General features: G+C 62.3%; 19 protein-coding genes. 6 read left to right on the top strand and 13 right to left on the bottom strand.

All coding sequences use genetic code 11. The annotated features are described in order from the left end of the window. The first annotated feature begins 64 nt into the window (after nt 1-64). Entirely contained in the window at nt 65-832 is a 768-nt protein-coding gene (locus tag Q9295_RS11080; RefSeq protein ID WP_306680629.1) for an alpha/beta hydrolase family protein, read from the top strand. On the opposite strand, the gene uraH is transcribed toward Q9295_RS11080, so the two are convergent. Continuing rightward, nucleotides 829-1197 carry a hydroxyisourate hydrolase gene (uraH, locus tag Q9295_RS11085; RefSeq protein WP_306680630.1) on the bottom strand — a complete coding sequence of 123 codons (369 nt, stop codon included), beginning with the start codon at nt 1195-1197 and terminating at the stop codon, nt 829-831. The genes Q9295_RS11080 and uraH overlap by 4 nt on opposite strands. 179 nt (nt 1198-1376) lie before the next feature. On the opposite strand from uraH, the gene puuE reads away from it, so the two are divergent. The 4 genes from puuE (at nt 1377) to Q9295_RS11105 (ending at nt 5802) form a co-directional block, all read left to right on the top strand. Further along, entirely contained in the window at nt 1377-2792 is a 1416-nt protein-coding gene (gene puuE / locus Q9295_RS11090; protein WP_306680631.1) for an allantoinase PuuE, read from the top strand. Continuing rightward, on the top strand, nt 2789-3643 hold the full coding sequence (locus Q9295_RS11095; RefSeq protein ID WP_306680632.1) for a bifunctional allantoicase/(S)-ureidoglycine aminohydrolase: 855 nt from the start codon (nt 2789-2791) through the stop codon (nt 3641-3643). Before puuE ends, Q9295_RS11095 begins: the two co-directional genes overlap by 4 nt. Nucleotides 3644-3725: 82 nt before the next feature. Continuing rightward, nucleotides 3726-4202, top strand: a complete 477-nt coding sequence (locus tag Q9295_RS11100; RefSeq protein ID WP_306680633.1) for an ureidoglycolate lyase — start codon at nt 3726-3728, stop codon at nt 4200-4202. A gap of 112 nt (nt 4203-4314) precedes the next feature. Continuing rightward, nucleotides 4315-5802 carry a nucleobase:cation symporter-2 family protein gene (locus Q9295_RS11105; protein ID WP_306680634.1) on the top strand — a complete coding sequence of 496 codons (1488 nt, stop codon included), beginning with the start codon at nt 4315-4317 and terminating at the stop codon, nt 5800-5802. Between the two features lie 135 nt (nt 5803-5937). On the opposite strand, the gene Q9295_RS11110 is transcribed toward Q9295_RS11105, so the two are convergent. Both Q9295_RS11110 and Q9295_RS11115 read right to left on the bottom strand, forming a co-directional pair. Beyond that, a complete protein-coding gene (locus Q9295_RS11110; protein WP_306680635.1) occupies nt 5938-6144 on the bottom strand; it encodes a cold-shock protein in 207 nt (68 codons plus the stop codon). A gap of 320 nt (nt 6145-6464) precedes the next feature. Continuing rightward, entirely contained in the window at nt 6465-8741 is a 2277-nt protein-coding gene (locus Q9295_RS11115; protein WP_306680636.1) for an adenosylcobalamin-dependent ribonucleoside-diphosphate reductase, read from the bottom strand. 190 nt (nt 8742-8931) lie between these two features. On the opposite strand from Q9295_RS11115, the gene Q9295_RS11120 reads away from it, so the two are divergent. Continuing rightward, nucleotides 8932-9357: a DUF1489 family protein gene (locus Q9295_RS11120; protein WP_306680637.1), complete on the top strand. Its 426-nt coding sequence runs from the start codon at nt 8932-8934 to the stop codon at nt 9355-9357. Nucleotides 9358-9363: 6 nt separating this feature from the next. Here the strand turns inward: Q9295_RS11120 and Q9295_RS11125 are convergent, their stop codons facing one another. The 10 genes from Q9295_RS11125 to xdhA form a co-directional block, all read right to left on the bottom strand. After that, on the bottom strand, nt 9364-10182 hold the full coding sequence (locus Q9295_RS11125; RefSeq protein WP_306680638.1) for a glycoside hydrolase family 25 protein: 819 nt from the start codon (nt 10180-10182) through the stop codon (nt 9364-9366). A 78-nt stretch (nt 10183-10260) separates the two neighbouring features. Beyond that, entirely contained in the window at nt 10261-10884 is a 624-nt protein-coding gene (locus Q9295_RS11130; protein ID WP_306680639.1) for a DUF938 domain-containing protein, read from the bottom strand. Continuing rightward, on the bottom strand, nt 10881-11978 hold the full coding sequence (locus Q9295_RS11135; RefSeq protein WP_306680640.1) for an NAD(P)/FAD-dependent oxidoreductase: 1098 nt from the start codon (nt 11976-11978) through the stop codon (nt 10881-10883). Before Q9295_RS11135 ends, Q9295_RS11130 begins: the two co-directional genes overlap by 4 nt. A 197-nt stretch (nt 11979-12175) precedes the next feature. Beyond that, entirely contained in the window at nt 12176-13267 is a 1092-nt protein-coding gene (locus Q9295_RS11140) for a BMP family ABC transporter substrate-binding protein (RefSeq protein ID WP_306680641.1), read from the bottom strand. A gap of 52 nt (nt 13268-13319) precedes the next feature. Continuing rightward, nucleotides 13320-14252 carry an ABC transporter permease gene (locus tag Q9295_RS11145; protein WP_306680642.1) on the bottom strand — a complete coding sequence of 311 codons (933 nt, stop codon included), beginning with the start codon at nt 14250-14252 and terminating at the stop codon, nt 13320-13322. Beyond that, complete coding sequence (locus Q9295_RS11150) at nt 14252-15346, bottom strand: ABC transporter permease (RefSeq protein WP_306680643.1); 1095 nt, start codon at nt 15344-15346, stop codon at nt 14252-14254. The genes Q9295_RS11145 and Q9295_RS11150 overlap by 1 nt, the downstream gene beginning before the upstream one ends. A 140-nt stretch (nt 15347-15486) precedes the next feature. Beyond that, complete coding sequence (locus tag Q9295_RS11155; RefSeq protein ID WP_306680644.1) at nt 15487-17046, bottom strand: ABC transporter ATP-binding protein; 1560 nt, start codon at nt 17044-17046, stop codon at nt 15487-15489. Further along, nucleotides 17000-17974 (bottom strand): xanthine dehydrogenase accessory protein XdhC, encoded by a 975-nt coding sequence (xdhC, locus tag Q9295_RS11160; RefSeq protein WP_306680645.1) that lies wholly within the window; start codon nt 17972-17974, stop codon nt 17000-17002. Before xdhC ends, Q9295_RS11155 begins: the two co-directional genes overlap by 47 nt. Next, entirely contained in the window at nt 17974-20358 is a 2385-nt protein-coding gene (gene xdhB, locus Q9295_RS11165; RefSeq protein ID WP_306680646.1) for a xanthine dehydrogenase molybdopterin binding subunit, read from the bottom strand. The genes xdhC and xdhB overlap by 1 nt, the downstream gene beginning before the upstream one ends. Then, nucleotides 20355-21773 (bottom strand): xanthine dehydrogenase small subunit, encoded by a 1419-nt coding sequence (gene xdhA / locus Q9295_RS11170; RefSeq protein WP_306680647.1) that lies wholly within the window; start codon nt 21771-21773, stop codon nt 20355-20357. The genes xdhB and xdhA overlap by 4 nt, the downstream gene beginning before the upstream one ends. Nucleotides 21774-21930 lie beyond the last annotated feature (157 nt).

Raw genomic sequence — 21930 nt, forward strand, 5'->3', positions numbered from 1 at the left:
TTTACCCTTGCGGCGCAAGGCTTGGATTCTTCACTCATGCGGCATCGGCGGAAGGGCTCTGCACGTGCAAAACGGCTTGGAAAAGAGCCTGCCATTCGGCGGGAATTCCGGCAAGTCACGGCTTGAAGACCGCGCCTTGCTGCCGCTTGCCGCGCCGCCCCCTTGGTTTGTGCATGGGATGCCGGGGGCAGGGTCAGATTTGGTCATCGCCTTTGCGTCGATTGGCCATGACCCAAGCCGCCCGCCCTCGCCCGAATTTGTCGCCTCGGCCAGCGCCAAGGGGCGGCCCGCACTGTTCATCGCAGATGCCAGCCGCAGCTGGTGCAACGCACCCGGCTTGACCGAATTGCTTGAGGAGGCCGTCGCTGCGATCCGCCAGCGCCAAGAGATCCGCCGCATTCTGACCGTCGGCCAATCGATGGGCGGTTTTACCGCTTTGGTCGCGGCAAGCTTGATCAAGGTGGATGCCGTCTTGGCGATCGGCCCACAGTTTTCAGTGGACCCTTCCCTGATGGCGGAAGAGCGCTGGTCCGATTGGACCCGCCGGATCGTGCGGTTCACGCACCCCACCGCGCCCTTGCCGCCGGACACTGCGATCACCCTCCTGCATGGCTTGGCGGATGACTATGCCCAAGCCATGCAGTTCCCCGCGCAAAACGGCGTGGATCACATCTTCTTCCCCGCGCTCAGCCATTCCGCCTTGGCCCCGCATTTGAAGGCCAAAGGCTGCCTGCAAGGGCTGATCGAGGCCGCGCTCTCAACAGATCGCCGCCGCCTTCTGCGCCTGACCGCCAACGCTGGCGGCATCAGGCGCGAGCGCTGGTCCGCTTAGCTGCCGCGATAGGTGGAATAGGCAAAGGGCGAGATCAAGAGCGGCACATGGTAGTGCTGGCCTGCATCCGGCACGCCAAAGCGGATCGGGATCTGATCCAAAAAGAGCACCTCTCCCTGCGCCTGCCCCGAGGCGCGCAGATAATCTCCTGCCGCGAAGACCAGCTCATAAACGCCCGCCTTCAGCGCATCCCCGGTCAGCATCGGCGCGTCGGTGCGGCCGTCCGCATTGGTTTCGGTCTCAACCAGAAGCTGCCGCGCCGCGCCCTCGATCCGGTAAAGCGCAATCTTTACGCCCGCCGCAGGCTTACCGCGCGCCGTGTCCAGCACATGGGTCGAAAGTCGCCCGATCTTGCCGTCAGCCATCTTCTAAACTCCCCTTCAGCGCCTTGCGCTTTCATCTGCCCCCATCCTAGCCCTGAATGGTCGTCTCAGGCGAGCATAGCTGCGGAAGAAAGGTCTTTCTGCGATTTCTTGAAAGAATATTCCTGCGATCCCGACTAATCTTTCATCCAAAGGCTGTAATGCCGAAAAGGAGCACCCCTATGACCCGTTATCCCCGCGACTTTCGTGGCCACGGCCCGACCCCGCCGGATGCGGCTTGGCCGGGCGGCGCCAAAATCGCGATCTCTTTGGTGCTGAATTACGAAGAAGGTGGCGAGAACAACCTTCTGCACGGCGATGCTCAATCCGAGGCCTTCCTGTCGGACATCGCAGGTGCGGCGCCTTGGCCGGGGATGCGGCATTGGAACATGGAATCGATCTATGACTACGGCGCCCGCGCCGGGTTCTGGCGGCTCCATAAGCTCTTCACCGAGCGCGATATTCCGGTCACGATTTACGGTGTCACCTCGGCTTTGGCGCGCAACCCTGAACAGGTCGCCGCGATGAAAGCCGCCGGTTGGGAGATCGCCAGCCACGGCCTTAAGTGGGTCGATCACCGCGACATGCCGGCCGAGGAAGAGGCGCGCCAGATCGCTGAAAGCTTCCGCCTGCACGAAGAAGTCGTCGGTGAGCCGCCCTTGGGCTGGTATACGGGCCGCTGCTCGATGAACACCGTGGCGCTGACCGCCCAGACCCATAAGCTCGCATGGATCTCGGACACTTATGACGATGACCTGCCCTATTGGCTTGAGGTCGGCGATCATGACCAGCTGGTCATTCCCTATACGCTCGAAGCCAATGATATGCGCTTTGCCACCGCTCCGGGCTATATCACCGGCGAGCAGTTCTTCACCTATCTCAAGGATAGCTTCGACACGCTCTATGCCGAGGGTCAGGCCGGAGCGGCCAAGATGTTCTCGATCGGCCTGCACAACCGGCTGATCGGCCGTCCGGGCAAATTCGCGGGTCTGAAGAAATTCCTCGACTATGTGCAAGGGTTTGAGGGCGTCTGGTTCCCCCGCCGCATCGACATTGCCCGCCATTGGGCGGCGCAGCATCCGCACAAACGGATCGAGCGGCCAAGCCAAATGAGCCGCGAACGGCTGGTGCAAGTCTATGGCTCGATCTTCGAGCATTCGCCTTGGATCGCCGAACGCGCCTATGAGCTTGAGCTTGGCCCCGCGCATGATTCTGCCACGGGCCTGCACAATGCGCTCGCCCGCATCTTCCGCTCGGCCTCTCAGGCCGAACGCCTTGGCGTGCTGCAAGCCCACCCCGATCTGGCCGGAAAATTGGCCGCCGCCAAGCGCCTTACCGCGGAAAGCACCGCCGAACAGGCCAGCGCCGCTTTGGATGCGCTCACCGATGAGGAGCGCGCCACGTTCCAACGCCTCAACACGGACTATGTGGCCAAGCACGGCTTCCCCTTCATCATCGCCGTGCGCGACAACGACAAAGCCTCGATCCTTGCGGCCTTCCATGCGCGGATCGGCAATGACACTGCGACAGAATTCGCCACCGCCTGCCGTCAGGTTGAGCGGATTGCCGAGCTGCGTTTGAAGGATCTCTTGCCATGAGCCAAAAGCCCGCCCCCTATTTCGCGCCCAAAGGTGGCCTGCCGCCGCAAACCGCGCTGATGACGCAACGCGCGGTCTTCACCTCGGCCTATGCCCTCATCCCGCAGGGCTGCTTTTCTGACATCGTCACCAGCTTCCTGCCCGGCTGGACCGGCACGCGGCTTTGGGTGATCGCCCGCCCGATGTCGGGCTTTTCGGAAACCTTCAGCCAATATGTGATGGAGGTCTCTCCGGGTGGCGGGTCAGACGCGCCCGACGCGGAAACCGGGGCCGAGCATTGGATCTTCTTCACCGAAGGCCTTGCCACCCTCACCATCAACGGCACCGGCTATGAGATGGAGGCGGGATCTTACGCCTATATCCCCCCCGCCACAGCTTGGCGCCTGCATGCCGCGGGCTCCAGCCCTGCGCGCTTCCACTGGCTGCGCAAGCTTTACGAACATGCCCCCGGAACGCCGGTGCCCGAAGCCATTGTGATCAACGAGCGCGATGTGCCGGTGCGCTGGATGCCCGACACCAATGAACATTGGGGCACCACCCGCTTTGTCGAGCCCGACGACGTGCGTCATGACGCCCATGTCAACATCGTCACCTTTAAGCCGGGCGGGATCATTCCGTTTGAGGAAACCCATGTCATGGAGCACGGGCTTTACGTGCTGCAAGGCAAAGCGGTCTACAAGCTCAACCAAGATTGGGTCGAGGTCGAGGCTGGTGATTTCATGTGGTTGCGCGCCTATTGCCCGCAAGCCTGCTATGCGGGCGGGTCGGAAAACTTCCGTTACCTGCTTTACAAAGACGTGAACCGCCACGCCAAACTCCGCGGCCCCGGGGCCTTCGGCGCCTTGGCCTAAGCCCATTTTCTGTCCTTAAATATCCCACGGGGAGCGCGAGGGGTGTGAAACCCCTCGCCCTTTTCAGCCAAAGGGCACTGACATGCGCAATATCACCCCCCTCCCCCTCACCGATGCTGCCTTTGCCCCTTACGGCGAAGTGCTTGATGCTGAAGGGGATTTCCGGCTTATCAATGAAGGCCTCTGCAAACGTCACCATGACCGCGCGGTCATGGACTTTGGCGAGGGTGGCCGCGCCGGCATCTCGGTCTTCAACGCCGAGCCCCGCCAGCTGCCCTATCGCTTCTCGCTGATCGAGCGGCACCCCGAGGGCAGCCAGGCCTTCATCCCAATGACGCCCGCCCCCTTCTTGGTGATTGTTGCCAAAGACACCGCCAGCCGCCCCTTGGCCTTCCTCACCAATGGCGCCCAAGGCATCAACTTGCACCGCGGCACCTGGCATGGCGTTCTGACGCCGCTTTCCGCACCCGGACTTTTTGCAGTGGTCGACCGCATCGGCACGACCAGCAATCTGGAAGAGTTTCGCTACGACGAAGCCTGGACGGTGACCGCGCCCTAAGCGGTCACCCAAACAACCAAAGGCCAGACAAATGGCTTTCTAACCGGAGCGTGCCACGGGGCGGCGCGAAGTCGGCGCTCAATCAACAGCCCCTAGGGAAAGGAACAGATGGATGACTGCACGCATACATCCCGTGGATGAAATACTCCCGACACCCAAACTTTTCACCCTCGGCCTGCAACACGTTTTAGTTATGTATGCTGGCGCCGTGGCCGTTCCGCTGATCGTGGGCCGTGCGCTTAACCTTTCACCCGAAGATGTGGCCTTTCTGATCTCGGCAGACCTTTTCGTCTGCGGCATCGTCACGCTGATCCAATCGCTGGGTGCCACGCAATGGTTCGGCATCAAGCTGCCGGTGATGATGGGCGTGACCTTCGCGGCCGTCGGCCCGATGGTCGCAATGGCCGCCTCAAACCCCGGCCCCGAGGGCGCACGCGCGATCTTTGGCGCCATCATCGCCGCCGGTTTGATCTCAATCTTCATCGCCCCTGCGGTGAGCCGAATGCTGCGCTTCTTCCCGCCCGTCGTCACCGGCACGATCATTCTGGTGATCGGCGTCAGCTTGATGCGGATCGGGATCAACTGGATCTTCGGCACTCCCGTCGGCCCAACCGCCCCCACGATCGTTGACCCGGCCCATGCCGAATGGCTGAAAGCGGTGTCCGAGGCGACAGCCTCAGGCGCAATCGCCGGCTTGCCTGAAATGCCGCAAGGCCTTGGCCTTGCACCGCGCATTGACAACCCTGCCTATGCGCCCTTGTCGAGCATCTTTGTCTCGGCCGTGGTGCTGGGCTCGATCCTGCTGATCGCCCGTTTTGGCAAAGGCTTCATCGCCAATATCTCGGTGCTCTTGGGCATCGTTCTTGGCGCCGTGATCGCCATTTTCATGGGCACGATGAACTTTGACAAAGTCGGCCATGCCGCTTGGTTCGACTTCATCACCCCCTTCCACTTCGGCACGCCCACCTTCGAGCTGGTGCCGATCATCACCATGACCCTTGTGATGATCGTGACGATGATCGAATCGACGGGCATGTTTCTGGCCTTGGGAGAAATGACCGAGCGTAAGATCGACCGGCCCTCGCTCTCTGCTGGCTTGCGCACTGACGGCCTCGGCACGCTGATCGGCGGGATTTTCAACACCTTCCCCTACACCTCTTTCAGCCAAAACGTTGGGCTGGTCGGCGTCACCGGCATCCGCTCGCGCTATGTTTGCGTGGCGGGCGGGGTGATCCTGATCGTGCTGGGGCTGATCCCGAAGATGGGCGCTTTGGTCGAATCGATCCCGACCATGGTGCTGGGTGGCGCAGGTCTGGTGATGTTCGGCATGGTCGCCGCGACCGGCATCCGCATCCTCGCGGGCGTGGATTTCGCCAAGAACCGCAACAACCTGTTCATCGTCGCTGTATCGCTGGGCATGGGGATGATCCCGCTGATCGCGCCCAACTTCAAACAGTGGATCTGGCATGACATCCACCCGCTGATCGAATCGGGCATCCTCTTGGCCTCGATCGCTGCCGTGGCTTTGAATGCCTTCTTCAACGGTGCCTCGGGCTCTTTGGATGAGATCAAGGCAGCCGCCTCGAAGGCCGATCACTAAGACGCGCTTGGGGCCTGCGTTCGCGCGGGCCCTTCTAGTCGACCGTATGAGGTGAAAGCGCCTTCGCCCCCCAATCCACCAACAAAAAAGGCCCCGCAAATGCGGGGCCTTTTCCATTCGCCGAAGCGAAGAAACTTATGCGAGCGACAGGTTGATTGCCGATTCGCGGCCGTCACGGCCTTTTTCAACGTCGAAGGAAACGGCTTGCCCATCGGGAAGCTCACGGATGCCTGCGCGTTCCAGAGCCGAGATGTGCACGAAAACGTCTTTGGAACCGCCTTCAGGGGCGATGAAACCAAAACCTTTGGTGCTGTTGAACCATTTCACGGTGCCCTTGGCCATCGTGTGTACTCCTGTCATGTGCCACCCGCGTTGTGCGGTGGCCCGGCTTCGTCACGTGAGATCGAGAGTGCTGAAGCCGTAAGGAGACAGTTTTTTCGATGATCGAGTGGGTCGCGTTTCCAACATGGAGAGGAACCGGAAGAAAAGCAAGCCCGACCAACCGATTCGCTGATGAATCGGCGCCGCTCCGCTTCACGGATTGGTGTGTAAGATCGCCGACGATCACTCCCCATCCCTCGCCATTCCTGTAATGAAAAACGCCACCAAACCTAAGGCTTGGCGGCGTTCCTCTTAGCTTTTGCTCAGACGACTTGCGGCACTCAGCCGCATTTCGAATGGCCACACGAGGCGCAGGTCATGCAGCCTTCGACTTTGCGCATCTCGAACCCACCGCAGGACGGGCAGGACTGGCCTTTCGGCGCGCCGCCGATCGCCACAACCACGGCTTTCGGGTCGGTCTTCAGGCCCAGGCCTTCGCCTTCGATGAAGCCGATCGAGATCAGGTGCCGCTCGATCACGCCGCCAATCGCCGCGAGGATCGAGGGGATGTATTTGCCTTCCATCCAAGCGCCACCGCGCGGATCGAACACGGCTTTCAGCTCTTCCACCACGAAGGAGATATCGCCACCGCGACGGAACACTGCCGAGATCATCCGGGTCAAAGCCACGGTCCAGGCGAAATGCTCCATGTTTTTGGAGTTGATGAAGACCTCAAACGGACGCGGGCGACCGTTGATCACCACATCGTTGATCGTGATGTAGAGCGCATGCTCCGAGCCCGGCCATTTCACCTTATAGGTCTGGCCATCCAGCGCCGCCGGACGGTCCAGCGGCTCGGTCAGATAGACCACTTCGGTTTCGGTCGCGGTTTCGGCCTTGGCAGGCGCTGCGGCCGGAGCCGGGGCCGAGACGGTCAGAACCGAGCCGGTCACATCGTTCGGACGGTAGGTGGTGCAGCCTTTGCAGCCTTGGTCCCAAGCGGCCATATAGACCTCTTGGAAGGCATCAAAGCTGATGTCTTCCGGGCAGTTGATCGTCTTCGAGATTGAGCTGTCGATCCACTTTTGCGCTGCCGCCTGCATGCGCACATGCTCGAGCGGTGCCAGAGTTTGTGCGTTCACGAAATAATCGGGCAGCGGCGCATCGCCGAATTTGTCGCGCCACAGTTTCACGGCGTAATCGACAACTTCCTCTTCGGTGCGCGAGCCGTCTTTTTGCAGCACTTTGCGGCTATAGGCATAGGCAAAGACCGGCTCGATGCCCGAGCTGACGTTGCCTGCGTAAAGCGAAATGGTGCCGGTCGGTGCGACCGAGGTCAGCAGAGCGTTGCGGATGCCATGCGCAGCCACAGCCTCGCGCACATCCTCATCCATCTGCATCATATTGCCGCTGGCCAGATAGCCTTCCGCGTCAAAGAGCGGGAAAGCGCCCTTCTCTTTCGCCAGATCCACCGAAGCAAGGTAAGCCGAGCGCGCGATGGCTTTCATCCAGCCTTCGGTCACTTGCGCAGCCTCTTCGCTGCCATAGCGCTGGCCCAGCATCAGCAAAGCATCCGCGAGACCCGTCACACCCAGACCGATGCGGCGCTTGGCGATGGCTTCGGCTTCCTGCTCGGGCAGCGGGAAGTTCGAGGCATCAACCACGTTGTCCATCATCCGCACCGCGGTGCGGACCAGCTTGTCCAAAGCCTCCATGTCCATCGCGGCATTGGCCGTGAAAGGCTCGGGCACCAGACGGGCCAGGTTGATCGAGCCCAAAAGGCAAGCGCCATAGGGCGGCAGCGGCTGCTCACCGCAAGGGTTGGTGGCGGCGATGGTCTCGGCGTAGCCGAGGTTGTTCATCTTGTTGATGCGGTCGATGAAGATCACGCCCGGCTCGGCGTAATCATAGGTCGAGCGCATGATCTTGTTCCACAGATCGCGGGCCTGCACGGTGTTATAAACCTTGCCGCCGAAGACCAGATCCCAAGGCGCATCAGCTTTGACCGCTTCCATGAAGGGATCGGTGACCAGAACCGAAAGGTTGAACATCCGCAGCCGCGCCGGATCGCGTTTGGCTTCGATGAAGCTCAAGACATCGGGGTGGTCGCAACGCATCACCGCCATCATCGCGCCGCGGCGCGACCCGGCCGACATGATGGTGCGGCACATCGCATCCCAAACGTCCATGAAGGACAGCGGCCCCGAGGCATCTGCAGCGACGCCCTTCACCTCGGCCCCGCGCGGGCGGATGGTCGAGAAGTCGTAGCCGATTCCCCCGCCCTGCTGCATGGTCAGCGCGGCTTCTTTCAGCGCCTCGAAGATGCCCGACATGGTGTCCGGCACGGTGCCCATGACGAAGCAGTTGAACAAAGTCACCGCCCGGCCGGTGCCAGCGCCGGCCGCAATCCGGCCCGCGGGAAGGAACTTAAAGTCCTCAAGCGCTTGATAGAATTCACCTTCCCACTTGGCTTTGTCGCCTTCGACCTCGGCCAAAGAGCGGGCCACGCGGCGCCAGCTGTCCTCGACCGACCCATCGATCGCCACGCCATCGCCATCCTTGAAGCGATACTTCATGTCCCAGATTTGTTCAGCAATTGGGGCATGGAAGCGCGACATGGGGTCGTCCCTTTAGTTGTGTATGGCGGAGGAGGAAGCCACTAGATAGCGGGGGGTGACTGACGCGTCAACGACTCGTGGCCGCTTATGTTGGTCAGATGTTGCGGTCTCGCCAAGGCCGTCACGGCACTTCAGAAAAGACCGTGCCGGGTGGCCTTGAAGAGCCTTAACAGAAAGTTAATCTTAGCACATGGCCCTCAATATCCTAAAGCTTTGCGTCGGTGCCGAGAGCATCGAAGACCTTGAACACTGGCAGCAGCAGCATGCCGCTGTTTGGCCGGCGGGCCGGGCGGCGCATGTCACCCGCATGTGGCCCAAGCGCGAGGCCGAGTTGTTGGACGGCGGCTCGCTTTACTGGGTGATCAAAGGCATCATCCTTTGCCGCCAGCGCCTTTTGGGCTTTGAGGAACGGGTCGGCGGGGATGGCATCACCCGCTGCGCGCTGATCATGGACCGTGAGATCATCCGCACCGAACCAGCCCCCCGCCGCGCTTTCCAAGGCTGGCGCTATATTGAAAGCCAAGACGCGCCAGCGGATTTGGCCGCTGCGCGCGCGGGCGATGATTCGATCCCGCTCGATCTGGCGCGCGCCTTAGCCGAGATCGGCCTGCGCTAAGACATCTTAGCGCAGCCGCGCCGCCAGCCATTGCTGCCAAGCCGCCTCGGACCCCGCAAAGACGTTGATATCGACCTTCCCCGCGACCCCGGGCACCAGCCCGGTCGAGGTATATTGCCAGAAGGTCCAAGCATGGCCGTCGTAAAGATCGGCCGGATGCTTGGCCACGGCGCGCAGCCAGAAATCGGCGCCGTTCACCTTCCACATCTGATTGTCTTCAAAGAAATCGATCGAGGTGTAAAGGATCGGCCTTTGCCCGTAATGCTGCGTCACCGCTTGCAGGAAGATCGCAGCATCGCGGCGGATTTCCTCGGGCGTGCGGCGGATGGTGCAGGTTGGCGAGAACGGCGTCCATTCCATATCCAGCACCGGAGGCAGCATTCCCGGCGCGCGCGGCACAGTGCGGATGAACCACTGCGCTTGTTCGATCGCGGGGCGGCAATGGTAAAAGAAGTGATAAGCGCCGCGCAGAACCCCGGCACGATGCGCGCCGCGCCAATGTTCCTTGAACATCTCATCGACCCGGTCGCCGCCCTCGGTCGCTTTGATGAAGGCAAAGTTGACGCCATTGGCCCGCGCCTCGGCCCAATCGACTTGGGTCTGATAACGGGCCACATCGATGCCATGCACCGGATAGGCGCGCGGCGGTTTGCCGCCATGATCGACCGGCTTGGCATCTCCAAAATTGGCGCTGACCACGCGGCCTTCGGGAACCGCAGCAGCCGGACGGCCCTGAGGCGCATCATGGCTTGTGCGAGAGCCGCCACAAGCCGCAAGCGCCAGTGTCAAAAGCAAAGGGATAACTGGGAAAAATTTGTGTTTCATACCCGCAGCATGGCGGCAGTTGCGGGGTCTGTCATCCCCCTCTGTGCAGGCTAAGCGGGCTTTGCACGCCAAGCGCGCCTAAAGCCGAAAGGCCAAAAGCATCAGGTTATTGGCGGGCATCGGCACCAGCTCAGCTCCAAGTCCGGCCTTGCCCATTTGCCCCATCACCCAGCCAAGATCCTTGTAGCCAAGCAAAGGATCTTGGCGGCGGATATCGGCGTCAAAGGCGGCGTCGCCGACCGAGGTCGCCTTGCCCTCGCGCAAAAACGGGCCGTAGATCACCAAACGCCCCTGCGGGCGCAGCGCCTTTGCAGCCTCAGCCAGCAAGACCTCGGCCCCGGCTTGCGGGATCAGATGCAAAAGGTTCACCGCCAGAACAGCATCCCATTCCGGCCCTGCGCCCCATCCCGGCGCGCAGGCGTCCAGAAGTATAGGCGCGCGCGCCACATCGCCCGACCATGCCGTGATCGAGGCGAAATTGGCGGCATTCACATCGCTCGGTTGCCAATCCGCCTGCAAAGCGGGCGCGAATTGCGCCGCATGTTGGCCGCTGCCCGAGGCCAGCTCCAGCACCTTGGCGCCCGGCCGGATCACCCGCCGCAGCACCTGAAGGATCGGGCCTGCGTTGCGCGCGGCCGAGGGCGCCATCCGCCGCCCGTCCGCCGCAACCTCGGCGCCGCTGTCGGGCAGGCGCAGGCTCATCCGAAACGGGCCGGGTCCAGCGCCGCCACCAGATCGGCCGACAGCTCGGGCGCGCGGCCCAGCACCAGATCGGCGACCAATTGGCTGGCCCCGGCGCTGGTCTGGAAGCCGTAGCCCCCCTGCCCGCCCAGCCAGAAGAAGCCGGGCTCACGCCTGTCGCGGCCGATCACCAGCACCCGGTCGGGCGCAAAGGTCCGTAGACCCGCCCAGCTGGAGATAAGCCGGGTTACCGGCTCGGTCACATATTCCTCATAGCGCGCCAGTCCTTCGGCCAAGACCATATCATCGGCCCAAGCGTCATGTGGCTCCATCGGATCCTCTTCCGCCGGAGAGACGATCAGCGCCCCCGCATCAGGCTTGGCATACCAAGATTCGCCGGGCCCGAACATGATCGGCCAACGCGACACATCATGCCCACCCGGCGCCGGAATGCGCGCCATCGAGCGGCGGTTGGGCTGGAAGCCCAAGGGCTGCACCCCGGCCATTTGCGCCACCTGATCGACCCAAGCGCCGCCGGCATTGATGAGCAAAGCCGCTTCGGCCTCACCGCCCGGCCAAGTGACCCGCCAGCCGCTGGCGGTGCGCACGATCGCAGTGACCCGTGCATTGGTGACGATCTTGCCACCTTGCGCGCGGATATCGCGGGCAAAACCCTGCAGCAGCAAATCGGTGTCGATATCCTCGGCGTGCAAAGCATGCGCCGCCATCGTCACCACTTCGGGGTTCACGATCGGCACGATGGCCAAGGCTTCATCCACGGTGATCGCATCAAACTTCATCGCCGCGCGATCACTCTCGAACACCGCCCCCTCATGGGCTTTGCCGACCAAAAGCATACCCCGCGGCGACAAAAGCCCCGGGATCGAACGGAAATGCGCCTCAGACGCCCAAGAGAGCTCAACCACCGCTGGCGCGCCATATTGCGGCTCGTACAAAGCGGCCGAGCGGCCCGAGGCATGGTGGCCAAGCGCGGCTTCGGCCTCAAGCACCACCACGCGGGCATGCGGCGCCAAGCGCGCCGCGGCAGAGATCCCCGCTATACCGCCGCCAATGACAATAATATCGGCAGTTTCAGCGACATGTTCGGCAGTCATCATCTATCTTTCGTCAGGTCAAAAGAGCCAAGGCCACGGCCGCTAAGCCAGCCCAACTGCGCCTTTAAAGCACAGAGACTTCCCGCAAGGAAAACAATTTCAAAGCCGATACGGGCGACGCCTGCCAATCATCACTTGGCACAGAATGAAAAAGGCCCGCCACAAGGGGCGGGCCTTTCTCGCAAACCTGGCTCAGATCACTTCGGCACTTCGGCGGTGATGCCTTCGACGAAGAAATCCATGCCCAGCAGGTCGCCATCCGGCGCGGTCACGCCATCAGCCAGCCATTCCGAGCCGTCTTGCTTCTTGATCGGGCCGGTGAAGGCATGCAGCGTGCCAGCGGCGATATCGTCGCGCACCTTCTCGGCAGCGGCCTTCACCTCGGCCGGAACCGCATCAGTGATCTCACCGATTTCCACTTCGCCATCGACGATACCGGCCCAGATATCGGCCTGCTCATAGCTGCCATCCAGCAAAGCACCCACGCGCTTCACATAGTAGGGCGCCCAGTTGTCGATGATCGAGGACACCCGCGGCGAAGGCTTATAGGCGGTCATATCCGAAGCCTGACCGAAGCCGATCACAGCGCCATTGGTCTTGGCAGCTTCCGCCAAAGGTGCGGTCGAATCGGTGTGGGCTGCGATGACATCGACGCCTTGGTCGATCAAAGCTTTGGCCGAATCGGCCTCTTTTGCCGGGTCAAACCAGGTGAAGGCCCAAACCACCGACAGCTCAACCTCGGGGTTCACCTTCTTGGCGGCCAGATAATAGGCGTTGATGCCATTCATCACTTCCGGGATCGGGAAAGAGCCGATGTAGCCGATTTTGTTCGACTTGGTCATCATGCCCGCAATGGTGCCTTGCACCGCACGGCCTTCGTAGAAGCGTGCGTTATAGGTCGAGACGTTGGCATGGTCGCGCTTGAAGCCGGTGGCATGCTCGAACTTCACATTCGGGAATTTGCCCGCGATCGCATTGACCGGGTCCATATAGCCGAAGGAGGTTGCAAAGATGATATTGCAGCCGCCCAGAGCCATTTGGGTCAAGACGCGCTCAGCATCGGCGCCTTCCGGCACGCTTTCTTGGTACTGGATCTCGACCTTGTCACCGTATTCGGCTTGCAGCGCCAAAGCGCCTTCATGGTGCTGGTAGGTCCAGCCGCCATCGCCGATCGGGCCAACATAGACGAAGCAGGCTTTCACCTTGTCCAGACCTTGCGCAAAGGCGCTGCCGCCAAAGGCCATTCCCAAAGCCAGCGAGGCGCTGGCAAGCAGATGTCTGCGTTTCATTCCGGTCTCTCCCCGTAGTGGCGGCTGGTTTGCGCCGCGTTTTGCAAAAGCCTCAGCGCGAGGCATGGAAGTTCTGTCCAAGGCTGGCAGGAGCGCCGACGGCAGCCTTGCGCCGCCCCGAGGACATGATCACCAACACGATGATGGTTAGCACATAAGGGGCCATCGACAAGTACTCGACAGGGATCGCAGAGCCTGCCGCTTGCAAGTTCAGCTGCAAGACCGAGATGCCGCCGAAAAGATAGGCCCCTGCAAGCACACGCCACGGTTTCCAGCTGGCAAAGACCACGATCGCAAGCGCGATCCAGCCCGCACCGGCAGTGATCCCGTCCACCCATTGCGGCACCCGCACAAGGCTGACGTAAGCCCCACCGATTCCGGCCATCGCACCACCGAACATGATGCACATCAGCCGGATGCGGTTGACCTTATAGCCCAAAGCATGGGCCGCATCATGGCTTTCGCCCACGGCCCGAATGATCAGGCCAATGCGGGTGAATTTCAGCACATACCAAGTGGCGGCCGTCATCAAGATGCTGAAATAAACCACCGCATCATGACCAAAAAGGATCGGTCCCGCGACCGGGATCTGCGCCAAAGCATCCGGCAAAAGCCCGGTCGTCGCCGGCGGCTTGATGCCGTTATAGCCCTGCCCCCCCAGCGAGCTGACCCCAAGGCCGAACAGCGTCAGCGCAAGCCCCGTTGCCACCTGATTGGCCAGAAAGACTTGGGTCAAAGCCGCGAAGATCATGCTGAGCACGGCCCCCGCGATGGCGCCTCCGACAAAGCCCATAAAGGGGCTCCCGGTGTGCACGGCCACGACAAAGCCGCCCAAAGCGCCGATGATCATCATGCCTTCGACGCCCAGATTCAGCACGCCCGAGCGCTCGACCACCGCCTCGCCCAAGGCCGCCAAAAGGATCGGCACCGAGGTCGCCATCAGCCCCGCGATCAAAATGACCGGATTGATACCGCCAAAATCCATCACTTCGCCCCCGCCACTGCAGCCCCGCCCGACAGGCGGAAGCGGTAATTGGTCAGCACATCAACGCCCAAAAGGAAGAACAGCAACATGCCTTGGAACACCTGCACCGCCGCTGCCGGCAGGCCGAGATTGGTCGAGGCCATCTCGCCGCCCACATAGGTCAGCGCCATCAAAAAGCCCGCCAGCACGATCCCCAGCGGGTTCAACCGGCCAAGGAAGGCCACGATGATCGCGGTGAAGCCATAACCGGTGTTGAAATCGATGGTGATCTGCCCCGCAGGCCCGGTGACCTCGAAAAGCCCCGCCAGCCCCGCCAGCGCGCCCGAGATCCCCATGCACAAAACCACCAATCGCGTCGGATTGACGCCGTGGAATCGGGCCGCCCGTGGCGCTTGCCCCGCCAGCCGGATCTGGAAGCCCGCGATATGGCGGGTGAGCAAGATATAGATCAGCACCGCCGTCACCAGCGCCGCCACCCCGCCCCAATGCAGCCCAAGCCCTTCAATCAAATAGCCATTCTGCGCCGCCGGATAGCTCGAGAAGTTGCGGCTGCCCGGGAACCCCATACCTTCGGGATTCTTCAAGAATGAGGTCGAGGCCTTGGCCAAGATGGTCTGCGCCACATAGACCAGCATCAAAGAGACCAAGATCTCATTGGTGTTGAACCGCGTTTTCAAGATCGCCGGGATCATCGCCCAAGCCCAGCCGCCAAAGGCGCCCGCCAGCACCATCACCGGAAAGATCAGCCGGTTTTCCGTCGGAAACACCGCCAAACCGACCGAGGCGCCAATGATCGCGCCCATGATATATTGCCCCTCGGCACCGATATTCCAGATCCCGGCCCGGAAGCCCAAGGCCAGACCAATGGCGATCAGGATCAGCGGCCCGGCTTTCACCAAAAGTTGGCCGCGCAGATAGAAGGCGAACTCGCCAAAGAGCGGATCCCAAAAGATCGTGCGGATCACCTCAACCGGGTTCTTGCCCATCACCGCAAAGAGAATCCCCCCCACGATCATGGTCAGCAAAACCGCAACCGGAGGTGTCGCATAAAGCCAGAACCGGCTGGGCGTTGGTCGCTTTTCAAGCCTGATCATCACGCCCCTCCCACTTTCTCAAATCCGCTAAGCCCTTCATCTTGACGAAAATACTCCGGGGGTCGCCCATTGTGTTCGCCATTGGTTCAAGAACCAATGGGCGACGGGGCTGGCCCCCGCCGCCGGCAACTCTCAGACGCTCAGCTTGCATGATGCGCCACCTCCATCCCATGCGCGCCGCCCATCATCAGACCGATCTGATCCATGGTCAGCCCCTGCACCGGAACGGGCTTCGTCAGCCGCCCCTCGTTCAGCACCGCAAAGGAATCCGAGACCTCCAACAGCTCATCAAGGTCTTGGCTGATCACCACCACCGCCGCCCCAGAGGCCGCACGGTCCAAGATTGCCTGACGGATCGCCGCAGCTGCCGCCGCATCGACGCCCCAAGTCGGCTGGTTGATCACGATCACGCTCGGGCTCTGGTTCAGCTCACGCCCGACCAGAAACTTCTGCAAATTCCCGCCCGACAAGGCCCGCGCCGCGACATCCGGCCCCGGGGTGCGCACATCATATTCCGCGATCACCTCTTCGGCGAAGGCGCGGGTCTTTGCCCAATCGATGAAGCCCTTCTTCACCAAACCTCGCCGCTGCGAGCCGGTCAGAAACGCGTTCTCGATCAAGCTCATATCCGGTGCTGCCGCATGGCCATAGCGGTCCTCGGGGGCCGAGACCAAACCCTTGGCGCGCCGCTCCACCGGGCCCAAATCGCCCGCCGGCTGGCTCAGGATCCGCAGCCGGTCCGCGGCCACTTTCAGCTCTCCCGACAAAGCCAGAAGCAGCTCATCCTGGCCATTGCCAGCGACGCCCGCGATGCCCAGAACCTCGCCCTTGGCGACGGTAAAAGAGACATCCTTCAGGCTGGTGCCAAAGGGAATCGGGCTCTTGACGGAAAGCCCCGAGACGCCCAAAGCCACCTCGCCCTTCTCTCCGGGATGCCGCTCGGGCGGGGTCAAACTCGTGCCCACCATCATCTCAGCCAGTTCACGCGCACTGCGCTCGCGTGGGGTGCAGGTGCCCACCACCTTACCGCGCCGCAGGATCGTTGCCTCATCGCAAAGCGCGCGAATCTCTTCGAGCTTATGGCTGATATAAAGGATCGCCGTGCCTTCCGCCGAAAGCTGGCGCAGGGTGCGGAACAGGATCTCCACCTCTTGCGGCGTCAGAACAGAGGTCGGCTCATCCATGATGAGAAGCTTCGGATCTTGCAGCAGACAGCGGATGATCTCGACCCGCTGCCGCTCACCTGCCGAGAGATCACCGACCATCCGGTCGGGGTCCAAAGGCAGCCCGTATTCTTCCGAGACCGCGCGGATCTTGCTGGCCAGCTCGCGCATTGGCGGCGGGCTTTCCATGCCAAGCGCGACGTTCTCGGCCACATTCAGCGCCTCGAACAGGCTGAAGTGCTGAAACACCATCGCCACGCCCAAGCGCCGCGCCTCGGCGGGCTTCATCGGCGCATAGGCCTGCCCACGAAACCGCATTGAGCCGCTGTCGGGCCGCACAAGGCCATAGATCATTTTGACCAGCGTGGACTTGCCCGCGCCGTTCTCGCCCAGCAAAGCATGCACCTCACCCTCGCCCACGGTGAAGCCAACATCGCTGTTGGCAACCACCCCGGGATAGGCTTTCGTCACGCCGGTGATTTTAAGCAGCTCAGGCCGGCTGGCCCCGCTGTTTTCGTCCCGTACTGTCCCTGTCACCCGTGATCTCCGTCTCGGATTTCTGTGTGATATTCATCAGTTGGACCGCCACGCCGATGGCAATGGCTTGTGGATGCTTGCCCAAACTCCGATCGCCGATAGGGCATGTGATGCGATCAATGGCAAGAGCTTGGTGCCCCAAACCACGCAGACGCGACCGGAACCGCGCCCATTTTGTCGCCGAGCCAATCAGGCCCAGCCAGTCAAACCCCCGCCCCAGAAGCCGATGACACAGCTCCAAATCCAAGGCATGAGAATAGGTGAGAATCAGATGCTCGGCATTGGGCGGCGCATGCGCGGCCAAGGCCTCTGGCCGCTCCGACCAGATCGGCGTCACGCTCTCCGGGATCGCCTCGGGAAAGCGCGCGCGGCTGGTGTCGATCCAAGTGATCTCAAAATCGGGCAGTGGCTCAAAGACCGCAACCATCGCGCGGCCCACATGACCGGCCCCCCAAATCCAAAGCTGCCGCTTGGGCAAAGTGACGGGCTCCACCAGCCAGCCTTCGACCAGTCGCGCCAGGCTAGACTGCCCTTGCCCGCGCGCCGCGCTCAGCAATCGGCGCACCGCCAGAGGCATCTCGCCCTGCCCGGTGGCGACCAAAGCCTGCCCCTCCATCGCAGCCAGCGCCGCCGCGTCCAGCAGATGTGAGACCAAGCTGACCGAGCCGCCACAGCATTGACCCAAAGCCGGGCCCAAGGGGATGCGCGTCAAAACCGGCGCACCGCTGCGCTCAAGCAAGGCCCTTGCCCGCGCCACCGCCTCAAACTCAAGCGTGCCGCCGCCGATGGTGCCGCTTTGGCCGTCCTGCCAGACCAACATCTCGGCCCCCGCCTCGCGCGGGGATGAGCCTTCGTGGCCTGCCACAACCACGCGCACCAGCGGGCCATGCGCCACTACTGCTGCGCGCAGCTGCGCCAGATCTAGCATCAGATGCCCCCCCGAACCCGGTCAACCGCTGCCAAAACGGCCTCGGCCGTGGCAGGGGCGCGCAGGTCGGGATAGATCTGACCCGTGCCGCAGGCTTCCACCGCATGCGACAAAGCCAAGAAGGCCGAGATGCCAAGGTTGAACGGCGGCTCGCCCACAGCTTTGGATTTCCCAACCGAATCCTCGGGGTTGGGCCGCTCCCAAAGGGCGACATTGAAGGTCCGCGGCCGGTCCGAACAGGCCGGGATCTTATAGGTCGAGGGCGCATGGGTCGCCAAACGGCCTTTGGCATCCCAGACCAGCTCTTCCGTGGTCAGCCAGCCCGCGCCTTGCACATAAGCGCCTTCGACCTGACCAATGTCCAATGCCGGGTTCAAGCTTGATCCGGTGTCATGCAGGATATCCGCCCGCAAAATGCGGTTCTCGCCGGTCAAAGTGTCGATCACCACCTCAGAGATCGCCACCCCGTAAGCGAAATAGTAAAACGGCCGGCCTTGGCCGCGCACCCGGTCCCAAGTGATCTTGGGCGTGGCGTAATAGCCCGTCGACGACAGGGACACCCGCGCCTGATAGGCCGAGGCGGCGACCTCTTCAAACGTGTAGCTCTCGCCTGCCACGCTCACCCGCCCCTCCGCAAAGCGCACCTGATCGGTCGCGCTTTGGTGCTTTTCGGCCAAATGCGCCGCCATCCGGTCGCGGATCTTCTCGGCCGCATCGCGCGAGGCCATGCCATTGAGATCCGAGCCAGACGAGGCCGCTGTGGCCGAAGTATTAGGCACCTTGCCCGTGTCGGTGGGGGTGATCCGCACCTGTTCGGCCTCCAGACCAAAGACCGAGGCCACAACCTGCGCCACCTTTTGGTTCAGCCCCTGCCCCATCTCGGTGCCGCCGTGGTTCAGGTGCACCGAGCCATCTTGATAGACATGCACCAAAGCCCCGGCTTGGTTCAGCCAAGTCAGTGTGAAAGAGATCCCGAACTTCACCGGGCTAAAGCCGATGCCGCGCTTCAAGATCGGGCTTTTGGCGTTCCAAGCCGCAATCTCTTCCTTGCGGCGGGCGTAATCCGACGTCGCCAACAGCTCTTCGGTCATCGCGCCGCCGATGAAATCCTCGACCGGCATGTTGTAATGTGTGGTCTGGACCTCAGGCACATGACCTTTCGGCGAATGTGCGCCGCCAAAGGGCTTGCCGGTGCCGGGACCCGCCTTCTCCGCCCCCGCAGCGCCCGCCATATCGCGGTAGTAATTCCGCCGCCGCACCTCAACCGGATCCAATTTCAGCGCGAAGGCGATGTGATCCATCACCCGCTCGGCCCCGATGATCCCCTGCGGGCCACCAAAGCCACGATAGGCCGTGCCCGAGGCGGTGTTGGTCTTCAGCCGGTGGCTTTCGATGCGGATATTCGGCATCCAATAGCAGTTCTCGGCATGCAGCATGGCCCGGTCAGCCACCGGCAGCGACAGATCCTGAGACCAGCCGCAACGCAGAAGGTGGGTGAAATCCACCCCCAGCACATAGCCCTGCTCATCATAGCCCACCTTATAGCGGATCTTGATGTCATGGCGCTTGCCGGTCACCACCATATCATCGTCGCGGTCGTAGCGCATTTTGCAGGCGCGCCCGGTCAGCCGAGCCGCCACCGCACAGGCAATCGCCGGCCAGTTGCCTTGGCTTTCCTTGCCGCCAAAGCCGCCGCCCATCCGCCGCGTCTCCACCCGCACCGCCGACATCGGCAGATGCAAAGCATGGGCGATCTTATGCTGCACCTCGGTCGGGTGCTGGGTCGAGGAATAGATATGCATCCCGCCGTCATCGCCGGGGATTGCCGCCGCGATATGGCCCTCAAGATAGAAATGCTCTTGGCCACCAACCTCAAGATCGCCTTCCAGCACATGCGGAGCCGCCGCAATCGCCGCAGCCGCATCGCCCCGCGCCCAGATCGAGGGTCCATCCTCAAAGCGCGAATTGGCCGCCAGCGCCTCTTCCGGGGTCAGCAAAGCCGGTTCTTCGGCATAGCTGATCTGCGCCTTACGCGCCGCTTTGCGCGCCGCCAAATGGCTGTCGGCCACCACGATGAACATGGGCCGGGCGTGAAACTCGATCCGGGTCGAGGTCAAAAGCGGCTCATCCCCCAATGAGGGCGAGCAGTCGGGGATCTCGTGGAAAGCTTCGACCAGATCCTCGGCGGTGATGACCTGACGCACGCCGGGAGCCGAACGCACCGCCGAGAGGTCCATCGAGGTGATCTGCCCACAGGCAATGGTCGAAAGCCCAAAGGCCAGATGCAAAGTGCCGCTTGGCAGCGGAATATCATCCAGATAGCGCGCTTGACCGGTCACATGCAGCGGCGCGGAATCGTGGGGAAGCGGTTTACCGACGCTCATGCTTCGACCTCCAGCACCGAGACAGGCAGGCCTGCAAGATCGTGGAAATAGCGCAACATCATGTTTTGCGCGGCTTTCATGCGGTAAGCGGCAGAGGCGCGCATATCCGTCATCGGCTGGTAATCCTGCGCCATCGCTTGCATCGCGGCCTGCACCGTCTCAAGGTTCCACGCCTGACCCATCAGCGCCGCCTCAGCCATCGCGGCACGTTTCGGCGTTCCCGCCATGCCGCCAAAGGCGATGCGGGCCTCGGTCACGCGACCCGCTTCAACGGTGACATTGAAGCAACCGCAGACCGCCGAGATGTCCTGATCGAAACGTTTCGAAAGCTTGTAGCAGCGCAAAGCGGGTGCGCTGGCGGGCATCGTCACCGCTTCGACAAACTCGCCCGGCTGGCGGTCTTGCTTGCGGTATTCCAAGAAGAAATCTTCCAGCGGCATCTGCCGCCGCGCATCGCCCTTGCGCAGATGCAAGGTCGCCCCCAAAGCGATCAAAGCCGGAGGGCCGTCGCCGATGGGCGAGCCATTGGCAATATTGCCGCCGATCGTCGCGGCATTGCGCACCTGCGTGCTGGAATAGCGCCGCAGCATCTCGGCCAAGGAAGGATGCAAATCCTCAACTGCCGCGCGCAGATCGGTGATGGTGACGCCCGCGCCAATGCGCAAAGTCTCGCCCTCGCGCTCGATCTTTTGCAAATCCGCCGCGCCGTTCAAAAACGCCACTGGCGTCAGATCACGCAGCTGTTTGGTGACCCAAAGCCCGACATCGGTGGCGCCTGCGATCAGCACCGCCTCGGGGTTGGCCGCATACCATGCCGCCAGCTCATCGCCACTTTGCGGCCGGAACGCCCCCGGCACAGCCGAGGCGCCAAGCTCCGCCAAAGCCGAAGCATCCGAGGTCATCCACTCTGGCACAGGCTCAGCCGCCGCCGCTTCCGCCGCGCGGATGATCGGCGCATAGCCGGTGCAGCGACACAGGTTCCCCGCCAGTTGATCGTCGTGATCGCGCGCGCCATTGGCATGGGCCACCGCCATCGAGACCACAAAGCCCGGCGTGCAGAAGCCGCATTGGCTGCCGTGATGGGTGACCATCGCGCTTTGCACCGGATGCGGCTCACCCTTGGGGCCGGAAATCCCCTCAACCGTGCGCACCGCTTTGCCCTGCAACTGGGGCAAGAGCAGGATGCAAGCGTTCAGCGATTTTGAACCCTGCGCATCGGTGACCATCACCGTGCAGGCCCCGCAATCGCCCTCATTGCAGCCTTCTTTGGTGCCACAAAGCCCGCGCGTCTCGCGCAGCCAATCCAGCAAAGTGCGCGTCGGGCTTTCACCCTCGACACGCACTGCGGATCCATTCAACAGGAACGAGATGCCAGACGGCGCCCCAGACTCTGGCTTCATAGCTGGTCCGGTCATTTGGTCAGTCCGCCGCCTTCTCCCCAGTCAGGGCCCTGCGCATGACCGCCCGATGCGGCGTAAAACGGTCAATGCACCCTTGTCATTGCCTTCTATGAAGGGGCCGAGGGCGATTCAAGGCAAGCAGAATTTTAATTGGTGAATGCGAAGCACCTTT

The sequence above is a fragment of the Pseudogemmobacter lacusdianii genome (assembly GCF_030848395.1).
Lineage (GTDB): Bacteria > Pseudomonadota > Alphaproteobacteria > Rhodobacterales > Rhodobacteraceae > Pseudogemmobacter > Pseudogemmobacter lacusdianii.